Annotated in this window: 15 protein-coding genes; 11 read left to right on the top strand and 4 right to left on the bottom strand. The window is 33.2% G+C overall.

The window, feature by feature from the left end; genetic code table 11:
- Window positions 1-4 precede the first annotated feature (4 nt).
- Window positions 5-3,523 (bottom strand): nitrate reductase, encoded by a 3,519-nt coding sequence (locus BLR17_RS15100; protein ID WP_066325830.1) that lies wholly within the window; start codon window positions 3,521-3,523, stop codon window positions 5-7.
- A gap of 950 nt (window positions 3,524-4,473) precedes the next feature.
- On the opposite strand from BLR17_RS15100, the gene BLR17_RS15095 reads away from it, so the two are divergent.
- From BLR17_RS15095 to BLR17_RS15075, 5 genes are all read left to right on the top strand, one after another.
- Complete coding sequence (locus tag BLR17_RS15095; protein ID WP_066325832.1) at window positions 4,474-5,706, top strand: CmpA/NrtA family ABC transporter substrate-binding protein; 1,233 nt, start codon at window positions 4,474-4,476, stop codon at window positions 5,704-5,706.
- A gap of 114 nt (window positions 5,707-5,820) precedes the next feature.
- Window positions 5,821-6,708 carry a nitrate ABC transporter permease gene (ntrB, locus tag BLR17_RS15090; RefSeq protein WP_066325836.1) on the top strand — a complete coding sequence of 296 codons (888 nt, stop codon included), beginning with the start codon at window positions 5,821-5,823 and terminating at the stop codon, window positions 6,706-6,708.
- A gap of 119 nt (window positions 6,709-6,827) precedes the next feature.
- Window positions 6,828-7,634 carry an ABC transporter ATP-binding protein gene (locus BLR17_RS15085; RefSeq protein WP_066325837.1) on the top strand — a complete coding sequence of 269 codons (807 nt, stop codon included), beginning with the start codon at window positions 6,828-6,830 and terminating at the stop codon, window positions 7,632-7,634.
- Window positions 7,635-7,772: 138 nt separating this feature from the next.
- Window positions 7,773-9,713 (top strand): PAS domain-containing hybrid sensor histidine kinase/response regulator, encoded by a 1,941-nt coding sequence (locus tag BLR17_RS15080; RefSeq protein ID WP_066325839.1) that lies wholly within the window; start codon window positions 7,773-7,775, stop codon window positions 9,711-9,713.
- Window positions 9,714-9,870: 157 nt separating this feature from the next.
- Window positions 9,871-10,419, top strand: a complete 549-nt coding sequence (locus tag BLR17_RS15075; protein ID WP_066325841.1) for a chlorite dismutase family protein — start codon at window positions 9,871-9,873, stop codon at window positions 10,417-10,419.
- Window positions 10,420-10,473: 54 nt separating this feature from the next.
- Here BLR17_RS15075 and BLR17_RS15070 read toward each other — a convergent pair whose 3' ends face one another.
- From BLR17_RS15070 to BLR17_RS15060, 3 genes are all read right to left on the bottom strand, one after another.
- The gene (locus BLR17_RS15070; protein ID WP_066325843.1) at window positions 10,474-11,418 is read right to left on the bottom strand and encodes a tRNA dihydrouridine synthase; all 945 of its coding nucleotides are present in this window, start codon (window positions 11,416-11,418) and stop codon (window positions 10,474-10,476) included.
- A 161-nt stretch (window positions 11,419-11,579) separates the two neighbouring features.
- Complete coding sequence (locus BLR17_RS15065; protein ID WP_066325845.1) at window positions 11,580-12,365, bottom strand: anti-sigma factor; 786 nt, start codon at window positions 12,363-12,365, stop codon at window positions 11,580-11,582.
- Between the two features lie 4 nt (window positions 12,366-12,369).
- On the bottom strand, window positions 12,370-12,900 hold the full coding sequence (locus tag BLR17_RS15060; RefSeq protein WP_066325847.1) for an RNA polymerase sigma factor: 531 nt from the start codon (window positions 12,898-12,900) through the stop codon (window positions 12,370-12,372).
- Window positions 12,901-13,110: 210 nt separating this feature from the next.
- On the opposite strand from BLR17_RS15060, the gene BLR17_RS15055 reads away from it, so the two are divergent.
- The 6 genes from BLR17_RS15055 to BLR17_RS16515 form a co-directional block, all read left to right on the top strand.
- On the top strand, window positions 13,111-15,324 hold the full coding sequence (locus BLR17_RS15055) for a TonB-dependent receptor (protein WP_066325849.1): 2,214 nt from the start codon (window positions 13,111-13,113) through the stop codon (window positions 15,322-15,324).
- 74 nt (window positions 15,325-15,398) lie between these two features.
- On the top strand, window positions 15,399-15,986 hold the full coding sequence (locus BLR17_RS15050; RefSeq protein ID WP_066325854.1) for a glutathione peroxidase: 588 nt from the start codon (window positions 15,399-15,401) through the stop codon (window positions 15,984-15,986).
- A gap of 309 nt (window positions 15,987-16,295) precedes the next feature.
- Complete coding sequence (menD, locus tag BLR17_RS15045) at window positions 16,296-17,957, top strand: 2-succinyl-5-enolpyruvyl-6-hydroxy-3-cyclohexene-1-carboxylic-acid synthase (protein WP_066325855.1); 1,662 nt, start codon at window positions 16,296-16,298, stop codon at window positions 17,955-17,957.
- A gap of 408 nt (window positions 17,958-18,365) precedes the next feature.
- Window positions 18,366-20,702 carry a hypothetical protein gene (locus BLR17_RS15040; protein ID WP_139148984.1) on the top strand — a complete coding sequence of 779 codons (2,337 nt, stop codon included), beginning with the start codon at window positions 18,366-18,368 and terminating at the stop codon, window positions 20,700-20,702.
- Between the two features lie 43 nt (window positions 20,703-20,745).
- Window positions 20,746-21,933: a carboxypeptidase-like regulatory domain-containing protein gene (locus BLR17_RS15035; RefSeq protein ID WP_066325964.1), complete on the top strand. Its 1,188-nt coding sequence runs from the start codon at window positions 20,746-20,748 to the stop codon at window positions 21,931-21,933.
- A gap of 30 nt (window positions 21,934-21,963) precedes the next feature.
- On the top strand, window positions 21,964-22,761 hold a 798-nt coding region (locus tag BLR17_RS16515), incomplete at its 3' end, for a hypothetical protein (RefSeq protein WP_217635911.1).

Genomic DNA, 22,761 nt, shown 5'->3' with positions numbered 1-22,761 from the left:
AAACTTATTTGCATTTAGCTAATATTTCTTTTACTTCGGTTTTGCAACTTCCGCATCCTAAACCGGCTCCGGTTGATTTACATAATTCAGTGAAATTAATGGTTCCGGCTTTGATAGCTTCTTCAAGATTTCCGGTTCCTACCTGACTGCAGGAGCAAACTAATTTGCCCACTACCGGTTTAGCACTGGCATTGCTTCCACGTAGCAATTGATTTCGTTTGTCTGACAATTCGATTTTGCTTTCAATCATGGTTTTGAATTCGGCAAATTCGTTTTTGTCTCCCATCAAAATAGCTCCAACCAGCAAATCATCTTTTACAATACATTTTTTGTAGTAACGTTTTTTCAAATCAGAGAAAACAATTTCTTCGTAACTATCATCATTTTCGGGAATACTTACTTCTCCAATACTACACAGGTTAATATCTTCTAATTTTAAAATATTCATCAGTACAGAACCTTTGTAATAGCTGCTGATATCACCGGCAAAATAGTTGGCTAAAATATCTGCCTGTTCTTCGGCAGCGGAAGTAATCCCGAATAGTTTTCCGTCGAATTCGGCAATTTCTCCAATTGCAAAAACATCCGGATTTGAAGATTGTAAATACTGATTTACTTTTACTCCACGACCACAGGCAATACCTGCTTCTTTGGCAATTTCTATATTCGGAACAGTTCCGATAGCGTAAACAATAGCATTAGCAGTTAGTATTCTACCACTTTTTAGTGCAATTTCCAGTTCGTTCGGATTATCCGATTCGAAAACAGTACTTACCTCATTATCAAAATAAATCTGAATGTCTCTCAATTGTACTTCTTCAGCCAATAATTTACAGGAAATACGATCCAGTTGACGCTCCATTAATCGGGAAGCTCGTTGAATAATCGTAATTTTTACTTTTTTGTGTTTTAAGGCTGCTGCCAATTCCAATCCTAATAAACCTCCGCCTACAATTACCACGTGTTGGTTTTCCGGAGCCAAATTAGTTTGGTCTAAATAGTTTTTCAATCGATCAGCATCTTCTTTTCTACGCATGGTAAAACGTCCCGGTAAATGTAACTGAGCATTTTCAGGAATAAAAGGACGGCTGCCGGTAGCAAGAATCAAACGATCAAAAGTATGTGTTTCACCACGACTGTCGGTAATGGTTTTATTGACAGTGTCAATGTTGTCAATTCCAACAGAAGATTTCAATTTAATGTTAAGTTTGCTTAAGCCATCATCCGTTCGGATTTTTAATAAATTTTCCCAGGATAATTCATTGGTAACATATTCCGGTAAAAGTACGCGGTTGTAAAAAGGATTGGCTTCATTAGAGAAAACTACAATTTCATCGGTAGTATTGAGTTCTCTGTAATTTTGTATAAATCGGAACGAAGCTGCTCCGGCTCCTACAATTGCTATTTTCTGGAATGGTTTTTCGTATTTTTTAACTGCTACTGCTGTATATTTAAAATCGGGTTCTTTAGAAACAGGGTCAACCAAAGTATTGGTGAGGTTGTTGGTTCTGTTTAAATCGTTTTCCAATTGTTTTCCCCAGTGCATTGGTAAGAATACAACGCCTTCTTTGATTGTATCCGTAATATTTGCTTTTACACGAACTTCTCCGTTTCGGCTACTAATAACTACTACATCTCCGTTTTCGATACCGGTTTTAAAAGCGTCAATTGGATTGATTTCTAGTAAAGGATTCGGAATGTGAGATAATAATCGGGATACTTTTCCTGTTTTTGTCATGGTATGCCATTGGTCTCTGATACGACCAGTGGTTAGGATAAGCGGGAATTTATCATCTGGTTCCACAGAAGTATTTTCAATTGTTGCCGGCAAATTGAAAATTGCTTTTTGTGAAGGAGTGTAGAATTTTCTATCGGTAAAAAGGCGGGGAGTCCCCGGATGTCCATAATCAGAAACCGGCCATTGGAAAGTTCCTTCGTGTTTTAATCGGTTGTAATTGAGATAAGAAACATCAATATTGGTGTTCTTAGTCATTTGGGTGTATTCTTTGTATACTTCTTCAGGTGTATTGAAATTAAAACCTGAGAATCCCATTTTTTTAGCAAATCGGGTAAGGATTTCAAAATCAGGAAGTGCTTCTCCCGGCGCATTAATTCCTTTAGGCAGATACGAAATTCGTCTTTCAGAATTAGTCATCGTACCTTCTTTTTCTAACCATCCGGCCGCCGGAAGTAATAAGTCAGCAAATTTAGCGGTATCCGCATTGTGCGATATTTCCTGAACAACTACAAATTTGGCATTCTTCAAGGCTTTTTCGGCTTGTCTTGAATTAGGTAAACTTACCATTGGGTTGGTACAAATAATCCAAACCGCTTTCATTTTACCTGATTCCAGTGCTTCAAACATTTCGGTTGCCGTTAGTCCGGGTTTCTCTGAAATAGAATCTACTCCCCAAAAATCAGCTACTTCCTGACGGTGTTCAGGATTAGCTAATTCTCTGTGAACGGCTAGTAAATTGGCCATTCCGCCCACTTCCCGCCCACCCATAGCATTAGGTTGTCCTGTCAATGAAAATGGTCCGGAACCCGGTTTGCCTACATGTCCTGTTAGTAGCGAAATGTTAAGAAGTGCAGTGTTTTTATCAACTCCCACAGCACTTTGATTTAATCCCATTGCCCAGAGACTAAGGAAACCTTCGGCTTTACCTATCAAATCGGCAGCTAAATCAATTTCTTTTATTGAAATACCACACAATTGAGTGGCTTTTTCTAAAGATGTAGATAGTACTAATTCTTTATAGGCTTCAAAGTTTTCTGTGTGTGTTTTAACAAAATCAATATCGGCGTATCCTTTTTCGATGATTCTTTTTGCTAAAGCATGATATAAAATGATGTCACTTCCCGGTAAAATTTGTAAATGTAAATCGGCGGATAAAGCAGTATCTGTTTTTCGGGGGTCAATTACAATTACTTTTACTTTAGGGTTTTTCTCCTTATGTTGTTCTAAACGTCTAAACAAAATAGGGTGACACCAGGCTGGATTAGCTCCGGTGATTAAAAAGGTATCGGCTAATTCAATATCGTCATAGGCAATTGGCACAGCATCTTCTCCAAATGTTTTTTTGTATCCTGCCACTGCTGAACTCATACAAAGCCGTGAGTTGGTATCAATGTTGTTGGTTTTTAGAAAACCTTTTACCAGTTTATTTACTAAATAGTATTCTTCTGTCAAACATTGTCCGGATATATAAAAACCTACACTGTCAGGCCCATGTTTTTTTATAATTGAAGAAAATACTGCTGCAGCACGATCTAAGCCTTCGTCCCAGGTCACACGCTCCATTGGGTGTGATTTACTCCAGCGCATTTCAGGAAAAAGTATCCTGTCAGAAGTGTCGTTGGCTACATAATGCAGGTTCATTCCCTTAGAACAAAGCATCCCTCTGTTTACAGGATGATCGATGTCTCCTTTTACCGTAACTCCATTACTGGAATCTTTGCTTACTATGATTCCACATCCTACTCCACAATATGAACACGTAGTTTTGATTTCTGAATTTTGCATTATCATTTGTGTTTTTTAATGGCGAACTCCTTATACAAACTTGAATAGTTCTATTTAAAATGTAAAAGTAAGTATTAATTAAGTATAAATACTTATTTGGTTGATTTATTTTTCAAGTTTGCTGAAAAAATAAGAGAAACCTAAAATAATGCTTTTTATCTTGGTTTTTGTTAAAAAAACAATGATTATTTGAAAATAATAACATTTAAGATAAAGTCATATTTTTGAATTTACCGATGAAAACAGATAACTGATAACATAAATGAACAAAATAGTATTGTTTTATATATTGTTTGAGGTAATTCAGTGTTTTATTTGGTAAATTCTTTTGATGTATTGTTTAAAAATCTTCAGATGCCTTTATTATAATTGGAGTGAATAGTTTTTTGGAATCTTTTAAGCTATAGAGACAGATTTTTTAATTGTTGTTTTTTTAAACGTTATTTAAAGAACTTCAAACTGTACGTAGCGGATTCTTTTTACTATTTATTCTTTATAAATAAACCTATTATTTATTATAGTATATCTCTTCATTTACTATTGAGTTTATTTTATAAAATCGAAGTTTTTGAACTCTCTTTTTTACTATAAATCCCTTTTTTCTTTGGTTAAATTAGTTACTAAGTTTTTTTTACTACGTAGGTACTTTGTTGTAATCTTCCTTTTTATAAGGGTTTGTGTTGTTTTATTGCGTTTTAGCAAGTTTTAAAGAAGTTTTTATACACTGAATAGTTGTAATAAAAAGCTGTTTTGTGCTGGTTTTTAGATGTTATTTACGTAAATATACTTACGTAAATTTGCTTCATACAAAAACATAAAACAATAAATAACATGAAGTTTATAAAATCAAAACAGCAAAATTCAACTTCTTAAATTGAATTTTTAATCAGAAAAAAATCAGGCTTTTAATAAAAATAGAATAATAAGTTTAAATAATTAAAATAAGTAAAATGAAAAAAACGACTCAAAAAATAGCAAAACTTTTTTCGAAATTGATGCTAGCAGGATTGGTGACAATAGTTTCATTAACGTCAATTAAAACTAGTGCACAAGGTGAGCCAGTTAAATTAGGGTTTATTCCACTTACGGATTGTTCTCCAATTGTAATGGCTAAAGAATTAGGTTTGTTTAAAAAATACGGAGTAGAAGTAATTGTAACAAAAGAGTCTTCCTGGGCTAATGTTAGGGATAAAATCTTAACAGGGGAATTAGACGGAGCACACTGTTTGTATTCAATGCCATTTTCGGTTTATACCGGAGTAGGAGGAAAAGCTGGTTCTGAAATGAAAATTGCGATGATGCTTAACTCAAACGGACAGGCTATTACATTATCAAATGATTTTTGTGGAAAAGTAGGTTTTAAAGATATGACTAAAGTTGCTCCGGTAGTAGCAGCTAAGTTGAAAGCAGAGAAAGAAGTAACTTTTGCAATGACTTTCCCAGGAGGTACGCATGATTTATGGCTTCGTAACTGGTTAGCAATTGCGGGTGTAAATCAAAAAACATCTAAAATCATTACTATTCCGCCTCCGCAAATGGTAGCTAATATGAAAGTAGGCAACATGGATGGATTCTGCGTTGGTGAGCCATGGGGAGGAGTTGCAGCAATGCAGGGAGTTGGATTTACACAAATTGCTACTCAAGACATCTGGAAAGATCATCCTGAAAAAGCGTTGGTTGTAAATAAAGATTTTAGTGCAAAAAGAAGGGAAGATCTTAAAAAAGTGATGAAAGCTATTTTGGAAGCCTGTAAATGGTTAGATGTTCCTGCAAATCGTAAAAAGACAGCTGATATCATTGGTAAAGCACCTTATGTAAACGCTAATAATGATGTTATTCAGGATAGATTGAACGGTGAATACAACTTGGGTTGTAAACTGGGACAAAAAATTTACAAAGGAGACCAAATGGTTTTTCATAAAGGTGGAATGGTAAACTTTCCTCGTAAATCTTATGCAATTTGGGCAATGGCACAGTTTGTTAGATTCGGATATTTGAAAGAAGCTCCAAATTACAAAGCAATTGCAGATAAATTAATTCTACAGGATTTATATAAAGAAGTGGCTGCAAGTATGAAAGTAAAAGTGCCTGCTGATGATATGAAACCATTTTCACTAACAATTGATAAAACGGTTTTTAACCCTGCAAATCCTGCTGCTTATCTTAAAGTAGTAAGAAAATAAAAAGAACAATATATAATCCCTCCTGAAAGGGAGGGATATTAAAAATTTACCCTAGATTAAACAAAAACAATTAAAACAAAACATTACAAAAGTTAAACTAAAACAGATTGAATCATGGCAGAAAGAGAAACATTAACAATTGATGCTCTTGAGGAGGTTAAAGTTGCTTCAGTAGCGACTTCTCAAAGTGAAGAAAGTAAAAACGAGAAATTAAGTTTATTAACTGAAAAACTCGTAGCAAAATCAAAATCAGTTTTTTTGGCAGTATTAGGATTGGTGATATTTGGAGGAATATGGGAATTAGTAAGTAGTCTAACCGAAGGCGCTTTACCAACACCTATAGCGACATTGACGGTTTTATATGAAATGCTTAGCGACCCTTTTTATGATTATGGTCCTAACGATAAAGGAATCGGATTGCAATTGATTAACTCTATCAAAACCGTATTATTAGGTTTCTTTTTAGGTTCATTAGTAGCTATTCCAATGGGAATTTTGATGGGAGCAAGTACAATTTGCAAACAAATTTTTTATCCTATCGTACAACTTTTAAAACCGGTTTCACCATTAGCTTGGTTTCCAATAGGTTTAGTTGTATTCAAAGACACAGGATTAGCAACCATTTTTATTGTGTTTATTACCTCATTATGGTCAACATTAATTAATACTTCTTTTGGTATAGCATCTTTACCACAGGATCATAAAAATGTAGCCAAAGCATTTGGATTTTCTAAGATGAGATACCTGACTAAAATTTTAATTCCTTTTAGTTTACCTCATATCATTACAGGTTTACGCTTAAGTATTAGTGTAGCCTGGTTGGTAATCGTAGCGGGTGAAATGTTGTCAGGAGGAGCCGGAATTGGATTTTTTGTATGGGACAGCTGGAATGCGTTAAGTCTTGAAAAAGTAATATCAGCAATTATTATCATTGGTGTAGTGGGATTACTTTTTGACAAATTATTCACTTACATAGAAAACAAAGTAGCTTATAAAGCATAGGGAAAGATGCTAAGTTAGTAAGGTTCTGAGTTGCTAAGTTTTAGTAATTCAATAACTCAGTAACCCCAATAACTTAGACACTTAGAATCTCAGAAACTTGAAACTTAAAAAAAACTATCATGAGTTATTTAGAAATAAAAGATTTGGAAATTTCATTTCCAACACCAAAAGGGAAATATACAGCCGTAAGAGATATTAATTTATCAATTAAAAAAGGCGAAATCATATCAATTATTGGACATTCTGGTTGTGGTAAATCTACAATTTTAAATGCAATTGCAGGGATGTTAACACCATCAGCCGGTTCAGTAGTATTAAACAATCAAAACATTAAAGGACCAGGCCCGGATAGAGGAATTGTTTTTCAAAACTACTCTCTTTTACCTTGGTTAACAGTGTATCAAAACATTTATCAGGTAGTCGATTCAGTAATGACAGGTACTGCTTCAGAAAAAAATGAAATCGTTGAAAAAAACCTAAAAATGGTTAATTTATTCGAGCATAAAGACAAATTACCTGGACAGCTTTCAGGGGGAATGAAACAAAGGGTGGCTATTGCCCGTGCTTTTGCCATCAATCCGGGAGTTTTGTTAATGGATGAGCCTTTTGGAGCATTAGATGCTTTGACTAAAGGTTCGATGCAATTAGAAGTATTAAAATTATGGAATTTGGATAATCGTGAAAAAACAATTGTAATGATTACGCACGATATCGAAGAAGCTTTATTCTTATCGGATAGAATCATCGTTTTAAATAATGGTCCGTCTTCAACGATAAAAGAAATTGTGGAAGTGCATTTGCCAAGACCAAGAAATAAAATCGAAATTGTAAAAATGCCGGAGTACATTGATTTAAGAGATAAATTGTTACACTTGTTAACCGATCATTTTTCTATCGAAGATATGGGAATGGTTTATAAAGGATGATACAAATCAAGGGCTGAAAAATTAAGTTTTAAAACAGTAAGTTTTGGTATTAGAAACTTAATTTTTTAGCCTTTATTACTATAAATCAGTTTTTTTAGAGGCACAAAGAAGTGTTTCTGTCAGAAGGAAATTATAAAAATGGGAATCAATTTTAAAATAAACAAGGCACAACTTTATGGAGCAGCCGGGGCGGCAATTGTTTTTTGTGTTGATCTTTCCCTTCCGCTGGGTGTTGTTATTGGAGTTTTGTATATGTTTAATTTTTTATTAATCAGTAGAGAAACAAAAAAGACCATTATCACTTTTGCCATTGTTGTTTCATTTTTGATTTTTTTAAAATTGGCTATTTTTTATACGCCACAAACAAATTGGATGGTAATTGCTAATCGTTGCATATCAATTTTTGCAGTAATTGTAAATGCATGGCTGGTTATACAACGAAGAAATCTTTACGAAAAAAATAAACTAAGAAAGAGAAAGGCAGGGGAGAAAATCCTTTATGAAAAAAATCAGCTTAAAACTTTTATCGAATATACACCCGTTGCCATTGCTATGCTGGATATGGATATGCGATATATTTCAGTCAGCAAGGTTTGGAAAACCACATATAAGTTAGAAGAACAGGATGTTATTGGAAAAAGCCATGATGAATTATTTCCCGAAATTACCCATGGTTATTGGAAAGCCAATTATAAGCGATGCCTTGCAGGAGAAATAATAAAAAATGATGAAGATTCTTTCATTCGTCCGGATGGAAATGTCGAATGGATGAAATGGGAAATCAGACCCTGGTATGAAGATAAAGAAAGAATTGGCGGTCTGGTTATGTTTACGGAGATAATCACCGAACAAAAAGAAGTTAAGGAGGAATTAATCCGAGCGGAACAAGCTGCTATTGCAAAAGCTAATTTTCTTTCGACGATGAGTCATGAAATCCGTACTCCTATGAATGCAGTGCTTGGTTTTACAACGATTTTGCTTCAAAATGCAAGAAAAGACCAAATTGAGCATTTAAAAATGATTAAATATTCAGGTGATAATCTGCTGGTCTTAATAAACGATATTTTAGATTTCAGTAAAATTGAAGCCGGCAAAATTGACTTTGAAAAAGTAGATTTTAATATTAAAGAGTTAATATATAATATTAAAGGTGCTCTAATTGAAAAAGCCAGAAAAAAAGGGATTTTATTAAAGGTAAGCTTAGATGATAAACTTCCGGAAATGGTTATGGGAGATCCGGTTCGGTTGGGGCAAATTTTGACTAATCTTGCCAGTAATGCTGTTAAATTTACCGAGACAGGTAAAGTTGTTATCAGTGCAACAGTAGTTTCTCAAAGCTATGAATGTAATAGTATGGATATCGTTTTTGAGGTTAAAGATACCGGTATAGGTATTGCCAAAGAGAAACAGGAATTAATTTTTGAATCTTTCACACAGGCTAGTTCAGAGACCAGCCGAAAATATGGAGGTACAGGATTAGGACTGGCAATATCGAAACGGTTAATAGAACTTCAGGGAAGCAGTATACATTTGGATAGTAAGCCAGGAAAAGGAAGTCGTTTTTCTTTTCATTTAAATATGGATTTCAGTGCCTCTTATTCCGTTATTCCTGATTATGTTGATGTTAATGAACCTAAGCTGCTAAATGTTCAGGAAAATGCACTCAAAGGATTACGCATACTGATAGTTGATGATAATAAGATTAATGTGCTATTGGTCAAACAGTTTTTCAAATTATGGAATATTGAAAGTGATAAGGCCGAAAACGGATTAATTGCCTTGGAAAAAGTCAAACAAACAAATTATGATTTGGTTTTGATGGATTTGCAAATGCCAGTAATGGATGGTTATGAAGCAACACGGGAAATTAGAAAATTAAAAGGAAAATACCGGGAACTTCCTATTATAGCCCTTACTGCTTCGGCGGTAGGCGATGTGAAAGCAGAAGTATTAAAATCAGGAATGAATGATTATATCAGTAAGCCATTTAATCCGGAGACCCTTTTTAATAAAATTGATTTTTATACGAAGAAGTCTTATCTGTTCAATACTAATAAAAGTTTGAAAAAAACAGGATAAAAATTTGATATTGAAGGCATAAAAATAAAATTACAAGAGTTTTAGTTTAGTTTAATTTGTTTTGTTTGTTTTTAAATCCCTGTCGTAGTCTTGCGATAGGGATTTTTAGGTGTTTTTTAAATTTAGTTTCGAATAATAACTTTAAATTAATTACTTAATGAGTAGCACAATTTTTGATTTCGTAGGAGGTACATCAGGAGAATGGGAAGTACTAAAAATGACAACTCTTAAAGGGGATTCGCTGTCCGAAATTACTCATATTGATAAAATTTCAAGTTCGCTTGTTAGAGGAAATGAGGGGATTTGGACTTTAAAAGGTATTATTAGTAACCTTAGATATACAGAGAAAGCCGAAAAAGAAAAACTGATAGCTATTCAGGAAGATTTAGGAAGACCATCAGCAAGTCGGGCAGCATTTATTCCTTTGCGAAAATCGGATGAATGGTGGAATCTCGCTCAGGATGAAAGAAGAAAAATCATGGAGGAGTCCTCTAAGCACACCCAAACCGGATTAAAATATTTGCCGGCCATCGCTCGAAAATTATTTCACAGTCGTGACATAGGTGAAGCTTTTGATTTTTTAACCTGGTTTGAATATGCCCCTTCAGACGAAGAAGCTTTCGAAGAATTATTATATGCTTTGCGAAAAACAGAAGAATGGACTTATGTGGACAGAGAAGTAGATATGAGGTTGTTAAAGGGGTAGGTTTATTCGAGAAATTTTTTTGAATTTGGGAAGTGTTTAAAAAAAAAAAAATGTTTACCCCTCCTTAATAATCTCTCTTACTGCCTGCTCATAATTTCGAATGCTTTTGGCTTTTTTAATTTTCTTATGAACTTTATGCGGATTTGAAAAGATAACCGAAAAATACTCCCATAAATGGTGCATTTTCAATAAAATATGTGTTGCTCCCGATAAGGATTCGCTGTAACCGGCGTATAAGGTGTCGTGAAAATCGCTGAATAATTCCATTTTATTGGATGGATATTCCGAGCTGTTGTTTTTAATCATGCCCGGTAAAAACGGATCAGCAATTAAACCACGACCAATCATCCAATGGTCTATGGTCGGGAAACGTTCCTGTATTTTATGGAACTGAGAAACCGAAGTGATATCGCCATTGTAATATAACTTTAATTTAGTGTTGTCTACGCATTGTTGGAAGCCGTCTAAGTTCACTCCTCCGTTGTATAATTGTTTGCCAATGCGGGCATGAATTGCTACGTTTTTGATTGGATATTGTTCTAAAAGTGGTAAAACATTCAGAATTTCGTCGGCATTGTCATAGCCTAAACGCATTTTCATTGAAACAAGAATATCTGATTCTGAATGTACCCTTTTAAGTATATCATCAATTTTTTGGGTTTGACAAATTAATCCCGAACCCATTCCTGATTTGGTTACCATCGGATAAGGACAGCCTAAATTCCAATTGAGTTCCTTATAACCTAATTCCTGAACGTATTTAGAAACAAATAAAAATTCGTCGGCATCATTAGTAATCACCTGCGGAATGACTTCCAAACCTGTATTGTTTTCAGGAAGTAAATCTCGTTGGTAAGAAGATTTAATAACTAATTTTCCGTTTAAACGAATGTAAGGCGAATAAAAAGTGTCGATTCCTCCAAAGTATTTGTTTTGGGCATTTCTAAAACGAAAATCAGTAAATCCCTGAAGAGGAGAGGAAAGAAGTGTGTAGTTCATGAAAATTATAATTGTGCAAATATACTCAATGTAATTAGAACTTTATAAAACAAAAAAAGACTTTCGAATGAAAGCCTTTTTGATTTTTTTTGAAACATATAAGTCATATAAGTTTTTGACTATTGTTCGAATTTAAGAGCATATAAGAAATGTTTAGAATATTACACTTTCCCCAAAACATACAGCTGTTCCATAGTAGGTGCTATACTTCCTCCGGCAGGTTCAAGGGTAATTCCAAATGCCTGTGCATCGAGTGTAGCTTGTACCGTAAAGAAGTGTTGTTCATTGTCTTTAAAGTTTTCCAATAATCCAATGCTGCTAGGAGTTAAAGGGTTTAATGTAATAGACCAGACTTGGTATACCATCCCTTTAGGTGGTTCTGGTAATCCCGAAGCATCAACATAGACTTTTTGAGTTTCTTTGTTCCAATATATTTTTGCCGAACATTCCGGGGCTACAGTTTGACCGGTAAGAGTAACTACAGTATTTTTTTCATCTTTAATTATTGCCAAATTATTTTCAATAGCTGCTTTTTTAAGTGCTAATTCTTCGCGTTCTTTTTCAATTTTGGTCTTTTCAATAGTAGCGTTTGCTACAGCAGTTTGGGTTTGTTCCAATTGAGTGTACAGAAAGCCAATACCGGCCAACAATACAACAGCAGCTGCCCAGCCTATAACAGCTGCCCAATTTTTCTTAGGCTTCATTGGGATTACTTCAGCTGCTTTTAGATTTAGTTTTTCTTTTATTTGAGCGTAATTTTCTGCTGACTGAAATGGTGAAAAACTGGAAGATAACGCTAAAATTGATTTTTCAATTGCTATAATTTCGGCATTTATTTCAGGATATTTTTTGGCCATTGCGGCTACTTCTTCGCTTTCGGCTTCTGATAATGAGCCGTAAACATAAAGTTCTAAGATACCTGATTCTATATATTCTTTCGTTTCCATTGTACTATACTTTCAAATAGTTTCTTAAATCATTAATACAGTTTCTGTTGTGCGTTTTTACGGTTCCTAATGGAATTTCCAACTCATCCGCAGCTTCCTGTTGAGTATAACCTTTAAAAAACAATAAGTCTATTATTTGGATACATTTTGGCTTCAATCTTTTGATAAATTCCTCCATTCCTATTCCATCTACTTTGTTTACAAGTTTATTACTGTCTTCTAATAGATTTACGAAATTATCTGTAGAAAGGTTTTTTTGACTGTTGTTAAAGTTTTTAGAACGTAATCGGTCAATGGAAGTGTTACGGGCTATGTTTAGAATCCAAGTGTAAAAACGTCCTTTGTTTTCGTTATAACTGTCTAAGTTTTTCCATATTTTAACAAAAACTTCTTGTAGCACATCTTCAGCTTCTTCGGTATTTTTGATAAGAGTACTAATCACAGCGAATAAACTTTTGGCATACATATCATAAAGATGCGTAAAGGCTTTTTCGTCCTTTCTATAGATTAAAATTAATAATTCGTCCTGACTCATCGTTTTTATGTTTTTGCATTACAAACTTAGGTAAACTTATTTAGAATAGTATTGGTTTTATTAAAATAGAGGAATAAAAATCTTATTTTTATTTTAGTTAATTTTAAAATTAAACATTTTGATTAGATACAGGATGCTACTTATAAGTAGTCATTTTATATTTGGCGTTTGAAGATTATTTAACAGTCACCCCAATTTATATAAAGTTTTATGAAACCGCTTTTAACAGCATTTATCTTTCTCATTAGTTTTTATTCTTTTTCTCAAACGCAAAAAGCGGTTGTTCTTGACGAATACGGAAACGCTGTTACCAATGCTTTTATTTACAATCCAACTTCGGAGATGCACTCTCATACAGATGAATCAGGGGCTTTTGTAATTGAGAAAACCAATATTGGTGATGTATTAAGGATTACTGCTTTAGGTTTTAAAATTAAAAATCATACTGTTGTTGAAGGGGAGAATAAGATCGTATTAGCTGATGGTGTTTTGAAATTAAATGATGTGGTCATTCAGCACAAACTTTCGGCGATGAACCTGATTTCGAAAATAGATTTACAAACTTCGCCTGTTAATACATCTCAGGAAATTTTGCAAAAAGTACCCGGATTGTTTATTGGTCAGCATGCTGGCGGAGGTAAGAGCGAACAAATGTTTTTAAGAGGTTTTGATATTGATCATGGGACCGATGTTGCTATTTCAGTCGATGGAATGCCGGTGAATATGGTTTCGCATGCGCATGGTCAGGGTTATGCCGATTTGCATTTTGTCATCCCGGAAACAGTAGACAAAATTGATTATGGCAAAGGAACGTATTATGCCAATAAAGGTGATTTTGCAACAGCGGGATATGTAGGTTTTCAAACTAAAGAAAAACTGGATAATAGTAGTATTAGTGTTGAAGCAGGGCAGTTTAATATGAAACGTACTGTGGGTTTGTTTAATCTTTTGAATAATGAAAAAAATCAAAGAGCTTATATTGCTACAGAGTATTTTTTGACTGATGGCCCTTTTGAATCGCCTCAAAATTTTAATCGGTTTAATTTACAAGGGAAATACACTTATCTCTTAGGATTGAATAGTAAATTTTCGATTTCGGCATCGCATTTTTCGAGTAAGTGGGATGCTTCCGGGCAAATTCCACAGCGATTAACAGATAATGGCACTATTTCCAGATTTGGTGCAGTTGATGATACCGAGGGAGGAAACACTTCCAGAAGTAATATTATTGCATCTTTGGTGAAACCAATAGATAAAAATACCTTCGTAAAAGTCAATACTTTTTTAAGTAAATATGCTTTAGAACTGTATTCGAATTTTACGTTTTTCTTAAATGATCCGGTAAATGGAGACCAAATCAGGCAAAAAGAAAGCAGGATGCTTTATGGAATGAATGCTGAAATCAATAAAAAAATTAAAAATAACGTTTGGGATATCAATTACCAATTAGGACTTGGTTTTAGAGCCGATGCTACAAAAGACAGTGAATTGTCGCATACTTTGAATCGAAAAACAACACTGGAGCGTATTAAATTAGGAGATATCGATGAAAGCAACCAATATGCTTATTTGAATTCAGAATTTGTTTTCGGGAAATGGATGATTAATCCAGGCTTGCGTTTCGACTATTTTAAATTTAATTATCAGGATAAATTAAGCGATACCTATGCGAATCAATCAGAAAGCGAAGTGAAATTGTCTCCAAAATTGAATTTTATTTATTCTCACAATAACAATTTGCAGCTTTTTTTAAAATCAGGAATGGGCTTTCATTCGAATGATACCCGCGTTGTGGTTGAAAATAACGGATATAAAACGTTGCCAACAGCTGTTGGGACTGATATTGGGACAATTTGGAAACCATCACACAATTTAATCATCAACTCGGCTTTGTGGTACATGTATCTGCAACAGGAATTTGTGTATTCCGGCGATGGAGGAACTATTGAGCCAAGTGGAAGAACTAAAAGAATGGGAGCCGATTTTGGAATACGTTATCATTTAAATGAGATTTTGTATATCTATTCGGATGCCAATTATACTTTTGCCAGAAGTATCGACGAACCTAAAGGACAGGATTATGTTCCGTTATCGCCTGATTTTACTACAGCAGGAGGGATAAGTTTTCAGAACTGGCACCGTTTTTCAGGTGGAATACGTTATCGTTATTTAAAGAGTCGTCCGGCAAACGAAGATAATTCTATTGTGGCCGAAGGCTATTTTGTGACCGATATGAATTTGAATTACGATTTTAAAAATGTTAGTTTTGGTTTTACCATTCAAAATTTATTCAATACCGAATGGAACGAAACCCAGTTTGCAACCGAATCAAGATTAAAAAATGAAGCAAATCCTGTTGATGAAATTCATTTTACTCCGGGAACACCTTTTAATTTAAAAGCTAAAATCACCTATCGATTCTAAAAAGGTACAGTTTTTGTTAACTTTTCGACTGTAAAAAAGAATTGATTTGATTAATTTTATCCAAAAAGAAACCTATGAAAAAAATTGTATTTAGCCTTTGTACTGCCTTATTGTTTTTAAGCGGAAATATTGAGGCACAAAGTAAAAAGACAGATAAAGTAAAAAAAGAAAAAGCAGTGGATACCCAAAGTATTTATCAGTTTAAAGTCGAAGATTTATCAGGAGAAACTTTTGATTTTTCGAAACTAAAAGGCAAAAAAGTATTGATTGTCAACACGGCTTCAAAATGTGGGTATACGCCACAGTACGAGCAACTGGAAGCGATTTATAAAGAATATAAAGACAAAGGTTTTACAATTGTAGGTTTTCCGGCAAACAATTTTAACGGACAAGAACCGGGAACCAATAAAGAGATTGAGACTTTCTGTAAATTAAATTACGGAGTAACTTTTCCAATGATGGCTAAAATCTCAGTAAAAGGTGCTGATATGAGTCCGATTTATCAGTTTTTAACTCAAAAAGACAAAAACGGAGTGAAAGATTCTGAAGTAAAATGGAATTTTCAAAAATACCTGATTGACGAAAAAGGACATTTAGTAGAAGTGTATTTTTCTAAAACTAAACCGGATGCTCCGGAAATTGTAAACTGGATTAAACAATAAGTTGTATTTATATATAGTTTTAGCAAAAGCGATTTTTAATTGAATTTAGAAATCGCTTTTTTTATTTTTCTTTAGTTTTTACTATTGAGAAAATACTATGTTTACTTATGAGCTTCTTGATAAAATAATTTTAACCACATAAGTCATATAAGCTTTGAGCTTAAAACTTATATGACTTATGTGGTTTTAAAAAAATCTGTTTTCTAAATTCTCTTATCTTTATAATGCTTGATAAGTATAAAAAATCAGTTTGAAATAAAGAAAAAAGCACTGCAACTTTGTATCTTTGATTTTTTTGAAATAATAACAATGATTTACCCCAAAATACCTTTAGCGCAAAGCATTCTTCAGATTTGTTTAGCCAAAGGAATCGTCGATATCGTCATTTCTCCAGGTTCCAGAAATGCACCATTAACCATAGGTTTTGCCTCTAATCCTGATTTTAACTGCTATAGTATTGCTGATGAGCGCTGTGCCGCATTTTTTGCTATGGGAATTGCCCAGCAAATCAAGCGTCCCGTAGCAGTTTTATGTACTTCAGGTTCGGCATTATTGAATTATTATCCCGCCATTGCTGAAGCTTTTTACAGTCAGATTCCATTGATTGTTATTTCGGCAGACAGACCGCAAAGTAAGATTGATATTGGCGATGGTCAAACCATCCGTCAGGAAAATGTTTTTGCAAATCATTCGCTTTACAATGCTAATTTGACCGAAGAAGCGTCCAAAGAAAACGATTGTAAAATCAACGAAGCCATAGATGTAGCGTTTTATAAAAAAGGACCGGTACATATTAATGCCCCTTTTGAAGAGCCTTTGTATGAAACAGTTTCAGAACTTTCTGTTGATGTGATGGTGCATCATTTTGCAAGTTTGAACCCGCTAACTCCTTTGGAAGATTTGACTAGTTTTGTTGAAATTTGGAATCAATCGACTAAGAAATTGGTTTTGGCAGGAGTAAACAATCCTAATTCTGTTTCGAATGCAACTATTGAAACTTTAGCTAATGATGAATCGGTGGTAGTGATGACTGAAACCACTTCGAATTTATATCATCCTGATTTTATTTCGAATATTGATACTATCATTACACCGTTTGATAATGGTGATTTTGAAGATTTCTGCCCGGAAATCTTAGTTACTTTTGGTGGAATGATTGTGTCTAAACGCATCAAAGCCTTTTTACGTAAGTACAAACCAAAACAGCATTGGCATATTGATTCTTTACGAGCCTATGATACTTTTGGGGTTTTGACAAAACATTTCGAAGTTAATCCGAATACTTTTTTTGAAAGCTTTTTGCCTTTAACTACAGCTGTAAAAAGTGATTATTTCGAAAAAAACAAGCGTATTCAATTGCTTCGAAAAGAGAAACAAGAGCTTTATTTAGCTAAAATACCTTTTTCTGATTTTGCGGTTTTTAATACAGTAATTAAAAGTTTACCTAAAAACAGCCAATTGCAAATTAGCAACAGTGCAGCCATTCGTTATGCGCAATTAATAGCTATTGATTCTTCTGTTGAGGTTTATTGCAATCGTGGAACGAGCGGAATTGACGGCAGTACTTCTACGGCTATTGGAGCAGCATTGGCAAGTAAAAAACCAACGGTTTTTATTACCGGAGATGTGAGTTTTTTATACGATAGCAATGCCTTGTGGAATAATTACATTCCCAAGAATTTCAAAATTATTATCATTAATAACGGAGGTGGAGGTATTTTCAGGATTTTGCCGGGTCATGAAGAGAATGCTGTTTTTAATACTTTTTTCGAAACTTCGCATGGTTTAACAGCTGAGCATCTGGCTAAAATGTATGGTTTGGAATACATAACAGCTGCAGATGAAAACAGTTTAAAAAGTGGTTTGAAGCAATTGTATGCACAAAACACAAAGGCAGCCATTTTAGAAGTATTTACACCCACAACAGAAAACGATGTTATTTTAAAGCAATTTTTCAAAGAGCTGGTTTAAAAATATAGTACTTCCTGACTGAAATGTGGTATTGTACCGCTAATTTTAGTCAGATGAAATCGGGAATCGTGGAATTTTAATTTCTACATGATTCCCATTTTTTTTATATGTGGTTTTTCTAAAATTACGTTTTGAACTTGATTTTAAAACTTTTCTTAATAATTAACATATATTTTGTAATAAATGGCTTGATAATTGTTGGCTAAAATAATTGTTTAGAGAAGGTTGAATTTAAATTACAATTGTATATTTTTTAGAAAATTCAATTTCTCTTTAATCTTTTTTTGTTGAATACTTAAATTTAGCTAAATGATTGAAGTCTCTTTTTGTTACAAAAAGCCATTCTGGTTTTTGCTTTTGGGATTGTTTTTTACTTTTTTTTGGGCTCCTGCCCAAGAACAAAAATCCATGCCCGATATCGAAAAAATCTACCTGCACACAGATAGAAACGTCTATTTTACAGGAGAAGATTTATGGTATAAGGCTTATGTGGTAAGGGCTTCTAATAATTTGCTTTTTGATTTAAGTGGTATTTTATATGTCGAATTGATTTCCTCAAATTCAGATATAATTATTCGAAATAAGACCAGTTTAGAGATGGGATTAGGGCATGGCGATTTTCAGTTGCAGGATTCACTTGATGTTAAACCCGGGAAATACCAATTAAGAGCCTATACTAACTGGAATAGGAATTTCGGTGATGATTTTGTTTTTAAAAAAGATATTGAAATCATTGATCTTTTCGAATCTCATGATAAATCACAATCAGTTCAAAATAATGTAACAGAATCTAAATCCCTAAAAAAGAGAAATTTTACCAATAATCCATATAAAATCGCTTTTTTCCCTGAAAGTGGTTCATTATTAGAAAATGTAGCTAGTGTGATTGGTTTCAAAGCCGTTGATTTAAACGGAAAACCAATTGCAATAACAGGCACAATTTACGATTCCGACAATGAATTAGTCAGTACTTTTGAAAGTGTGCATGACGGCATGGGAAAAACGCAATTGCTACCCATTGAAGGCAAAAGTTATTATGCAAAAATCAAAACCAAAAACGGATTTGAGTTCCAGCAGGATTTGCCAAAAGCTTCACAAAGTGGATATGCCCTAAGTTATCGCAATTTTAAGGGGAGAAACATTGTAACGATTAATACAAATCAGCAAACTTTAGTCCAAAATCCAAATGCAACTTTGATTGTAATTTGTAAATCCAGAGGAGTTTCCTATTTAGAAACCACACAAACCTTAACTGAAACCAGTCTTTCTTTTGAATTGCCAAAAGATAAAATTCCCGATGGCATTAGCCAAATTACTTTGTTTGATAATGTAAACAAACCGCAAAGTGAACGCTTAGTTTATTTTGAGAAAGAACCCGATTTAGAAGTTCAATTTTCCATTGATAAAACGAGCTATCAACCAGAAGAAAAAGTAACGTTGAATGTTTCTTCAAAATCAAAATCGGGAGAAGGAAAATCTGCCAGTTTTTCTTTGAGTGTAACCGATACAAATGGAGTAGAAGAGGATAATTATGATTCTAATATTTGTTCGTATTTCTTAATGGAATCCGATATTAGGGGAAAAGTCTATCATCCTGCATATTATTTTGACTCCAATAATCTAAAACGATTAGAACATTTAGACAATTTATTATTAACTCAGGGCTGGCGTGATTTTGTTTGGAAAATTTCGCCAAAAATTGATGATAAAAACAGTTATAAAGCAGAAAAAGGAATTACTATTTCCGGCAGAGTGAAACAACTTTTTGCTGACAAACCATTGGTAAATAATAATGTAACTTTGGCTTTAATGGGAGAAAAAAATAATGGGATTTTCAGTGCGGTGACCGATTCGATTGGACGTTTCCAATTTGAAAAACTGATGTTTTCAGGAAAGACAAATATGCAGTTGAACGCTAGAAATGAAAAAGGAAAGTTTGCAGGAGAAATTGTATTGGATCCCATTGAACAAGCTCGATTGCCAATTTTTTTTAAAAACGAATCAATTAATTTTACTGAAACAACGCAGATAGCGATCGAAAATGTGTTTAAAAAATATACTGGTTTAAATCTTAAACCTGAAGGTGTTTTGAGCGAAGTTGCCATAGTTGGCAAGGAAAATAGAGTACAGCCTTTTGATTTTTGGGTTGGAGCTCGAGGTTTTACATATAATCGAGGTGCAGATACAGATTCATATCTCAATATTTTTGATCTTCTTTCTAAAAAAATTCCAGATGTCACCCCCTTTAAGAATTTTGTTAGATTTTTAAATTATAAGGAACCTCCACTTTTTACATTGGATGGTCAGATAGTTCTTTTGAATGAAATTTCTAATATTTCACTTTCAGATATTGGGAGTATATGGGCCACCGCAGATATTAAGGGAGTAAAGTGGTATGGTGAAGAATCACCATATGGTCTTATTGCAATTTGGACCAAATCGTTTTCTGGAAATCAACCTTCCAAAAATCAATTTAGTTCTATTAGCAAAAGAATGGAAGGATTTTACGCAGCCAGAGTTTTTTATTCGTTAGATCCTGAAAAACTCAATCCAGAGTTGGATAAAAATACAGTCGTAAGAAATACGATTTATTGGAATCCTTATGTACATCCTGATAAAACTGGAAATATGAGTATGAATTACTTTAATAGTAGTGTTGAAACTAAAGTAAAAGTAGCCTTAGAAGGTATTACAGGCAGTGGAATTCCTGTGGTACGAAATACTTATTATTCTATTAAGAAATAACAACTTTGAATTTGTTTATTAAGATAAAATAAATTTATAACAAATGAAAACAACAAAAGTGTATTTTAAGGTTTTTATGTTACTTATAAATATGGTTTCCTATTCTCAATACAGAGAAATTTTAGTGTTAGACAGTACTACGAAATTACCCATTGAAACCGTAAATATTTATTATCCGGAAATTCAGGAAGGTACTTTTACAAATGCAGATGGAAAAGCAAACATAAGAATTTGGGATAATGATTTAAAAATTTCGCACATTGCTTATCAGGAAAGGATTATCAATGCGAAAAATTTACAAACTTCAAATATTGTTTATTTAATTCCAAAATTAATTAATCTCGATGAAGTTGTTGTAGGTTCTTTTAATCTAAATAAAGCATTACTTTTTGTACTTAAAAATTATGAAAATTTGTATGAGAATAAGGCTTTTGAAAAAGAATGTAATTTTAAAGAAACACTTTCAATAGACAATAAATTGAAAAGATTGATATTGACTAAGGTGAATTGGTGGAGTAAAAGTTATAAAATCAAACATTTAAGTGATTTAAAAATGCGTTTAGGTGCCATCGATTATAATATCAATAATCCGATGGATGTTTTTACGGATATTCCGAAAGAAAATATCCCTTCGAATAGCGGATTTATAAATACAAAAAATCTAATTAGTTCTATTTACCTGAATAGCTTTCTGGTTAATTTTATAAAATATAATCCAGATCTTGAGGCTGTTGTAGAAAATTCTACTGAAAATGAATTGATTGTTTCTTTTACGTCTGATTGGAAAAGAACTTATAGTTATTCCTATAGAAGTAAGGGGAAAATTATTTTTGATAAAAAGACCAAAGCTATCATTTCATTTATTTATGAAGTGGAAAATAAAAATAGAATCACTAAGAATTTTACTGTCAGAGGTCATAAAGAGTTTTCGTATGAAACTATTAATTCTGTTTCAAAACTAAATTTTAGAAAAAACACGAGTAATCAATGGGCTTTAAACTCTTTTGAAGTTAGTGCCGATTTTAATATTACATATAATGACAGTATTCATCAGGGAAATTTGAAAAACAATTTATTTGTTTTAAAAAATACTCAAATAGAAAAAGTTAAGAATGTGGGGCTGATTAATTTATCAAAACCTATTTATCAAAATTTGCCCAAAGATAATATTACAACTGCAAATTCAATATTGTTATCCAAAGAAGAAAATGATTTTATAGAAGGGAAATAGTTTTTGTTTAATTTTAAAAAAAACATTCAAATGCCTGACGTTTTTATTTCCAAAAAAACACATATTTTATTTCAACTTTTAGTATTGTTAATGATAACAGTATTTTCAAAAGCTCAAGAATCAAAAAGTATTTTGGATATCGAAAAAATCTACCTGCACACAGATAGAAACGTCTATTTTACAGGAGAAGATTTGTGGTACAAGGCGTATGTGGTTCGGGCTTCTAATAATTTGCTTTTTGATCTAAGTGGTATTTTATATGTCGAATTGATTTCACCCGATGCAAAAATCATTGCCCGAAACAAAACTCAATTAGCAATGGGTTTAGGTCATGGCGATTTTCAATTGCAGGATTCTCTTGGAATAAAACCAGGAACTTATCAATTAAGAGCTTACACCAACTGGAATCGGAATTTCGGGGATGATTTTGTTTTCAAAAAAGATATCGAAGTTATTGATGTTTTTGAATCGCATGATAAATTAAAAACATCACAAAAGATTCCTTTAGAAACTAAAATTTCTGAAAAAGTAGTAACTAAGCAAAATACATTTCGAGTTGATTTCTTTCCGGAAGGCGGCTCGCTTATAGAAAATGTAGCTAGTGTGATTGGTTTCAAAGCCGTTGATTTAAACGGAAAACCAATAGATATTAAAGGCGAAATTTACGATTCCGACAATGAATTAGTTTCCACTTTCGAAAGTGTGCATGATGGTATGGGAAAATTGCAAATTTTACCAATTGAAGGCAAAAGTTATTATGCGAAAATCAAAACCAAAAACGGATTTGAGTTCCAGCAGGATTTGCCAAAAGCTTCACAAAGTGGATAT

The organism is Flavobacterium glycines, assembly GCF_900100165.1.
Taxonomy (GTDB): Bacteria; Bacteroidota; Bacteroidia; order Flavobacteriales; family Flavobacteriaceae; genus Flavobacterium; species Flavobacterium glycines.
The sequence above is the reverse complement of the archived record's forward strand: the minus strand, read 5'-3'. Positions and strand labels throughout refer to the sequence as shown.

Excerpts from the sequence above, each read along its gene's own strand:
- BLR17_RS15100 (WP_066325830.1), bottom strand. The coding sequence starts at position 3,523 with ATGCAAAATTCAGAAATCAAAACTACGTGTTCATATTGTGGAGTAGGA.
- BLR17_RS15055 (WP_066325849.1), top strand. The coding sequence starts at position 13,111 with ATGAAACCGCTTTTAACAGCATTTATCTTTCTCATTAGTTTTTATTCT.
- menD (WP_066325855.1), top strand. The coding sequence starts at position 16,296 with ATGATTTACCCCAAAATACCTTTAGCGCAAAGCATTCTTCAGATTTGT.
- ntrB (WP_066325836.1), top strand. The coding sequence starts at position 5,821 with ATGGCAGAAAGAGAAACATTAACAATTGATGCTCTTGAGGAGGTTAAA.
- BLR17_RS15080 (WP_066325839.1), top strand. The coding sequence starts at position 7,773 with ATGGGAATCAATTTTAAAATAAACAAGGCACAACTTTATGGAGCAGCC.
- BLR17_RS15070 (WP_066325843.1), bottom strand. The coding sequence starts at position 11,418 with ATGAACTACACACTTCTTTCCTCTCCTCTTCAGGGATTTACTGATTTT.
- BLR17_RS15035 (WP_066325964.1), top strand. The coding sequence starts at position 20,746 with ATGAAAACAACAAAAGTGTATTTTAAGGTTTTTATGTTACTTATAAAT.
- BLR17_RS15075 (WP_066325841.1), top strand. The coding sequence starts at position 9,871 with ATGAGTAGCACAATTTTTGATTTCGTAGGAGGTACATCAGGAGAATGG.
- BLR17_RS15085 (WP_066325837.1), top strand. The coding sequence starts at position 6,828 with ATGAGTTATTTAGAAATAAAAGATTTGGAAATTTCATTTCCAACACCA.
- BLR17_RS15095 (WP_066325832.1), top strand. The coding sequence starts at position 4,474 with ATGAAAAAAACGACTCAAAAAATAGCAAAACTTTTTTCGAAATTGATG.
- BLR17_RS15050 (WP_066325854.1), top strand. The coding sequence starts at position 15,399 with ATGAAAAAAATTGTATTTAGCCTTTGTACTGCCTTATTGTTTTTAAGC.
- BLR17_RS15065 (WP_066325845.1), bottom strand. The coding sequence starts at position 12,365 with ATGGAAACGAAAGAATATATAGAATCAGGTATCTTAGAACTTTATGTT.
- BLR17_RS15060 (WP_066325847.1), bottom strand. The coding sequence starts at position 12,900 with ATGAGTCAGGACGAATTATTAATTTTAATCTATAGAAAGGACGAAAAA.
- BLR17_RS15040 (WP_139148984.1), top strand. The coding sequence starts at position 18,366 with ATGCCCGATATCGAAAAAATCTACCTGCACACAGATAGAAACGTCTAT.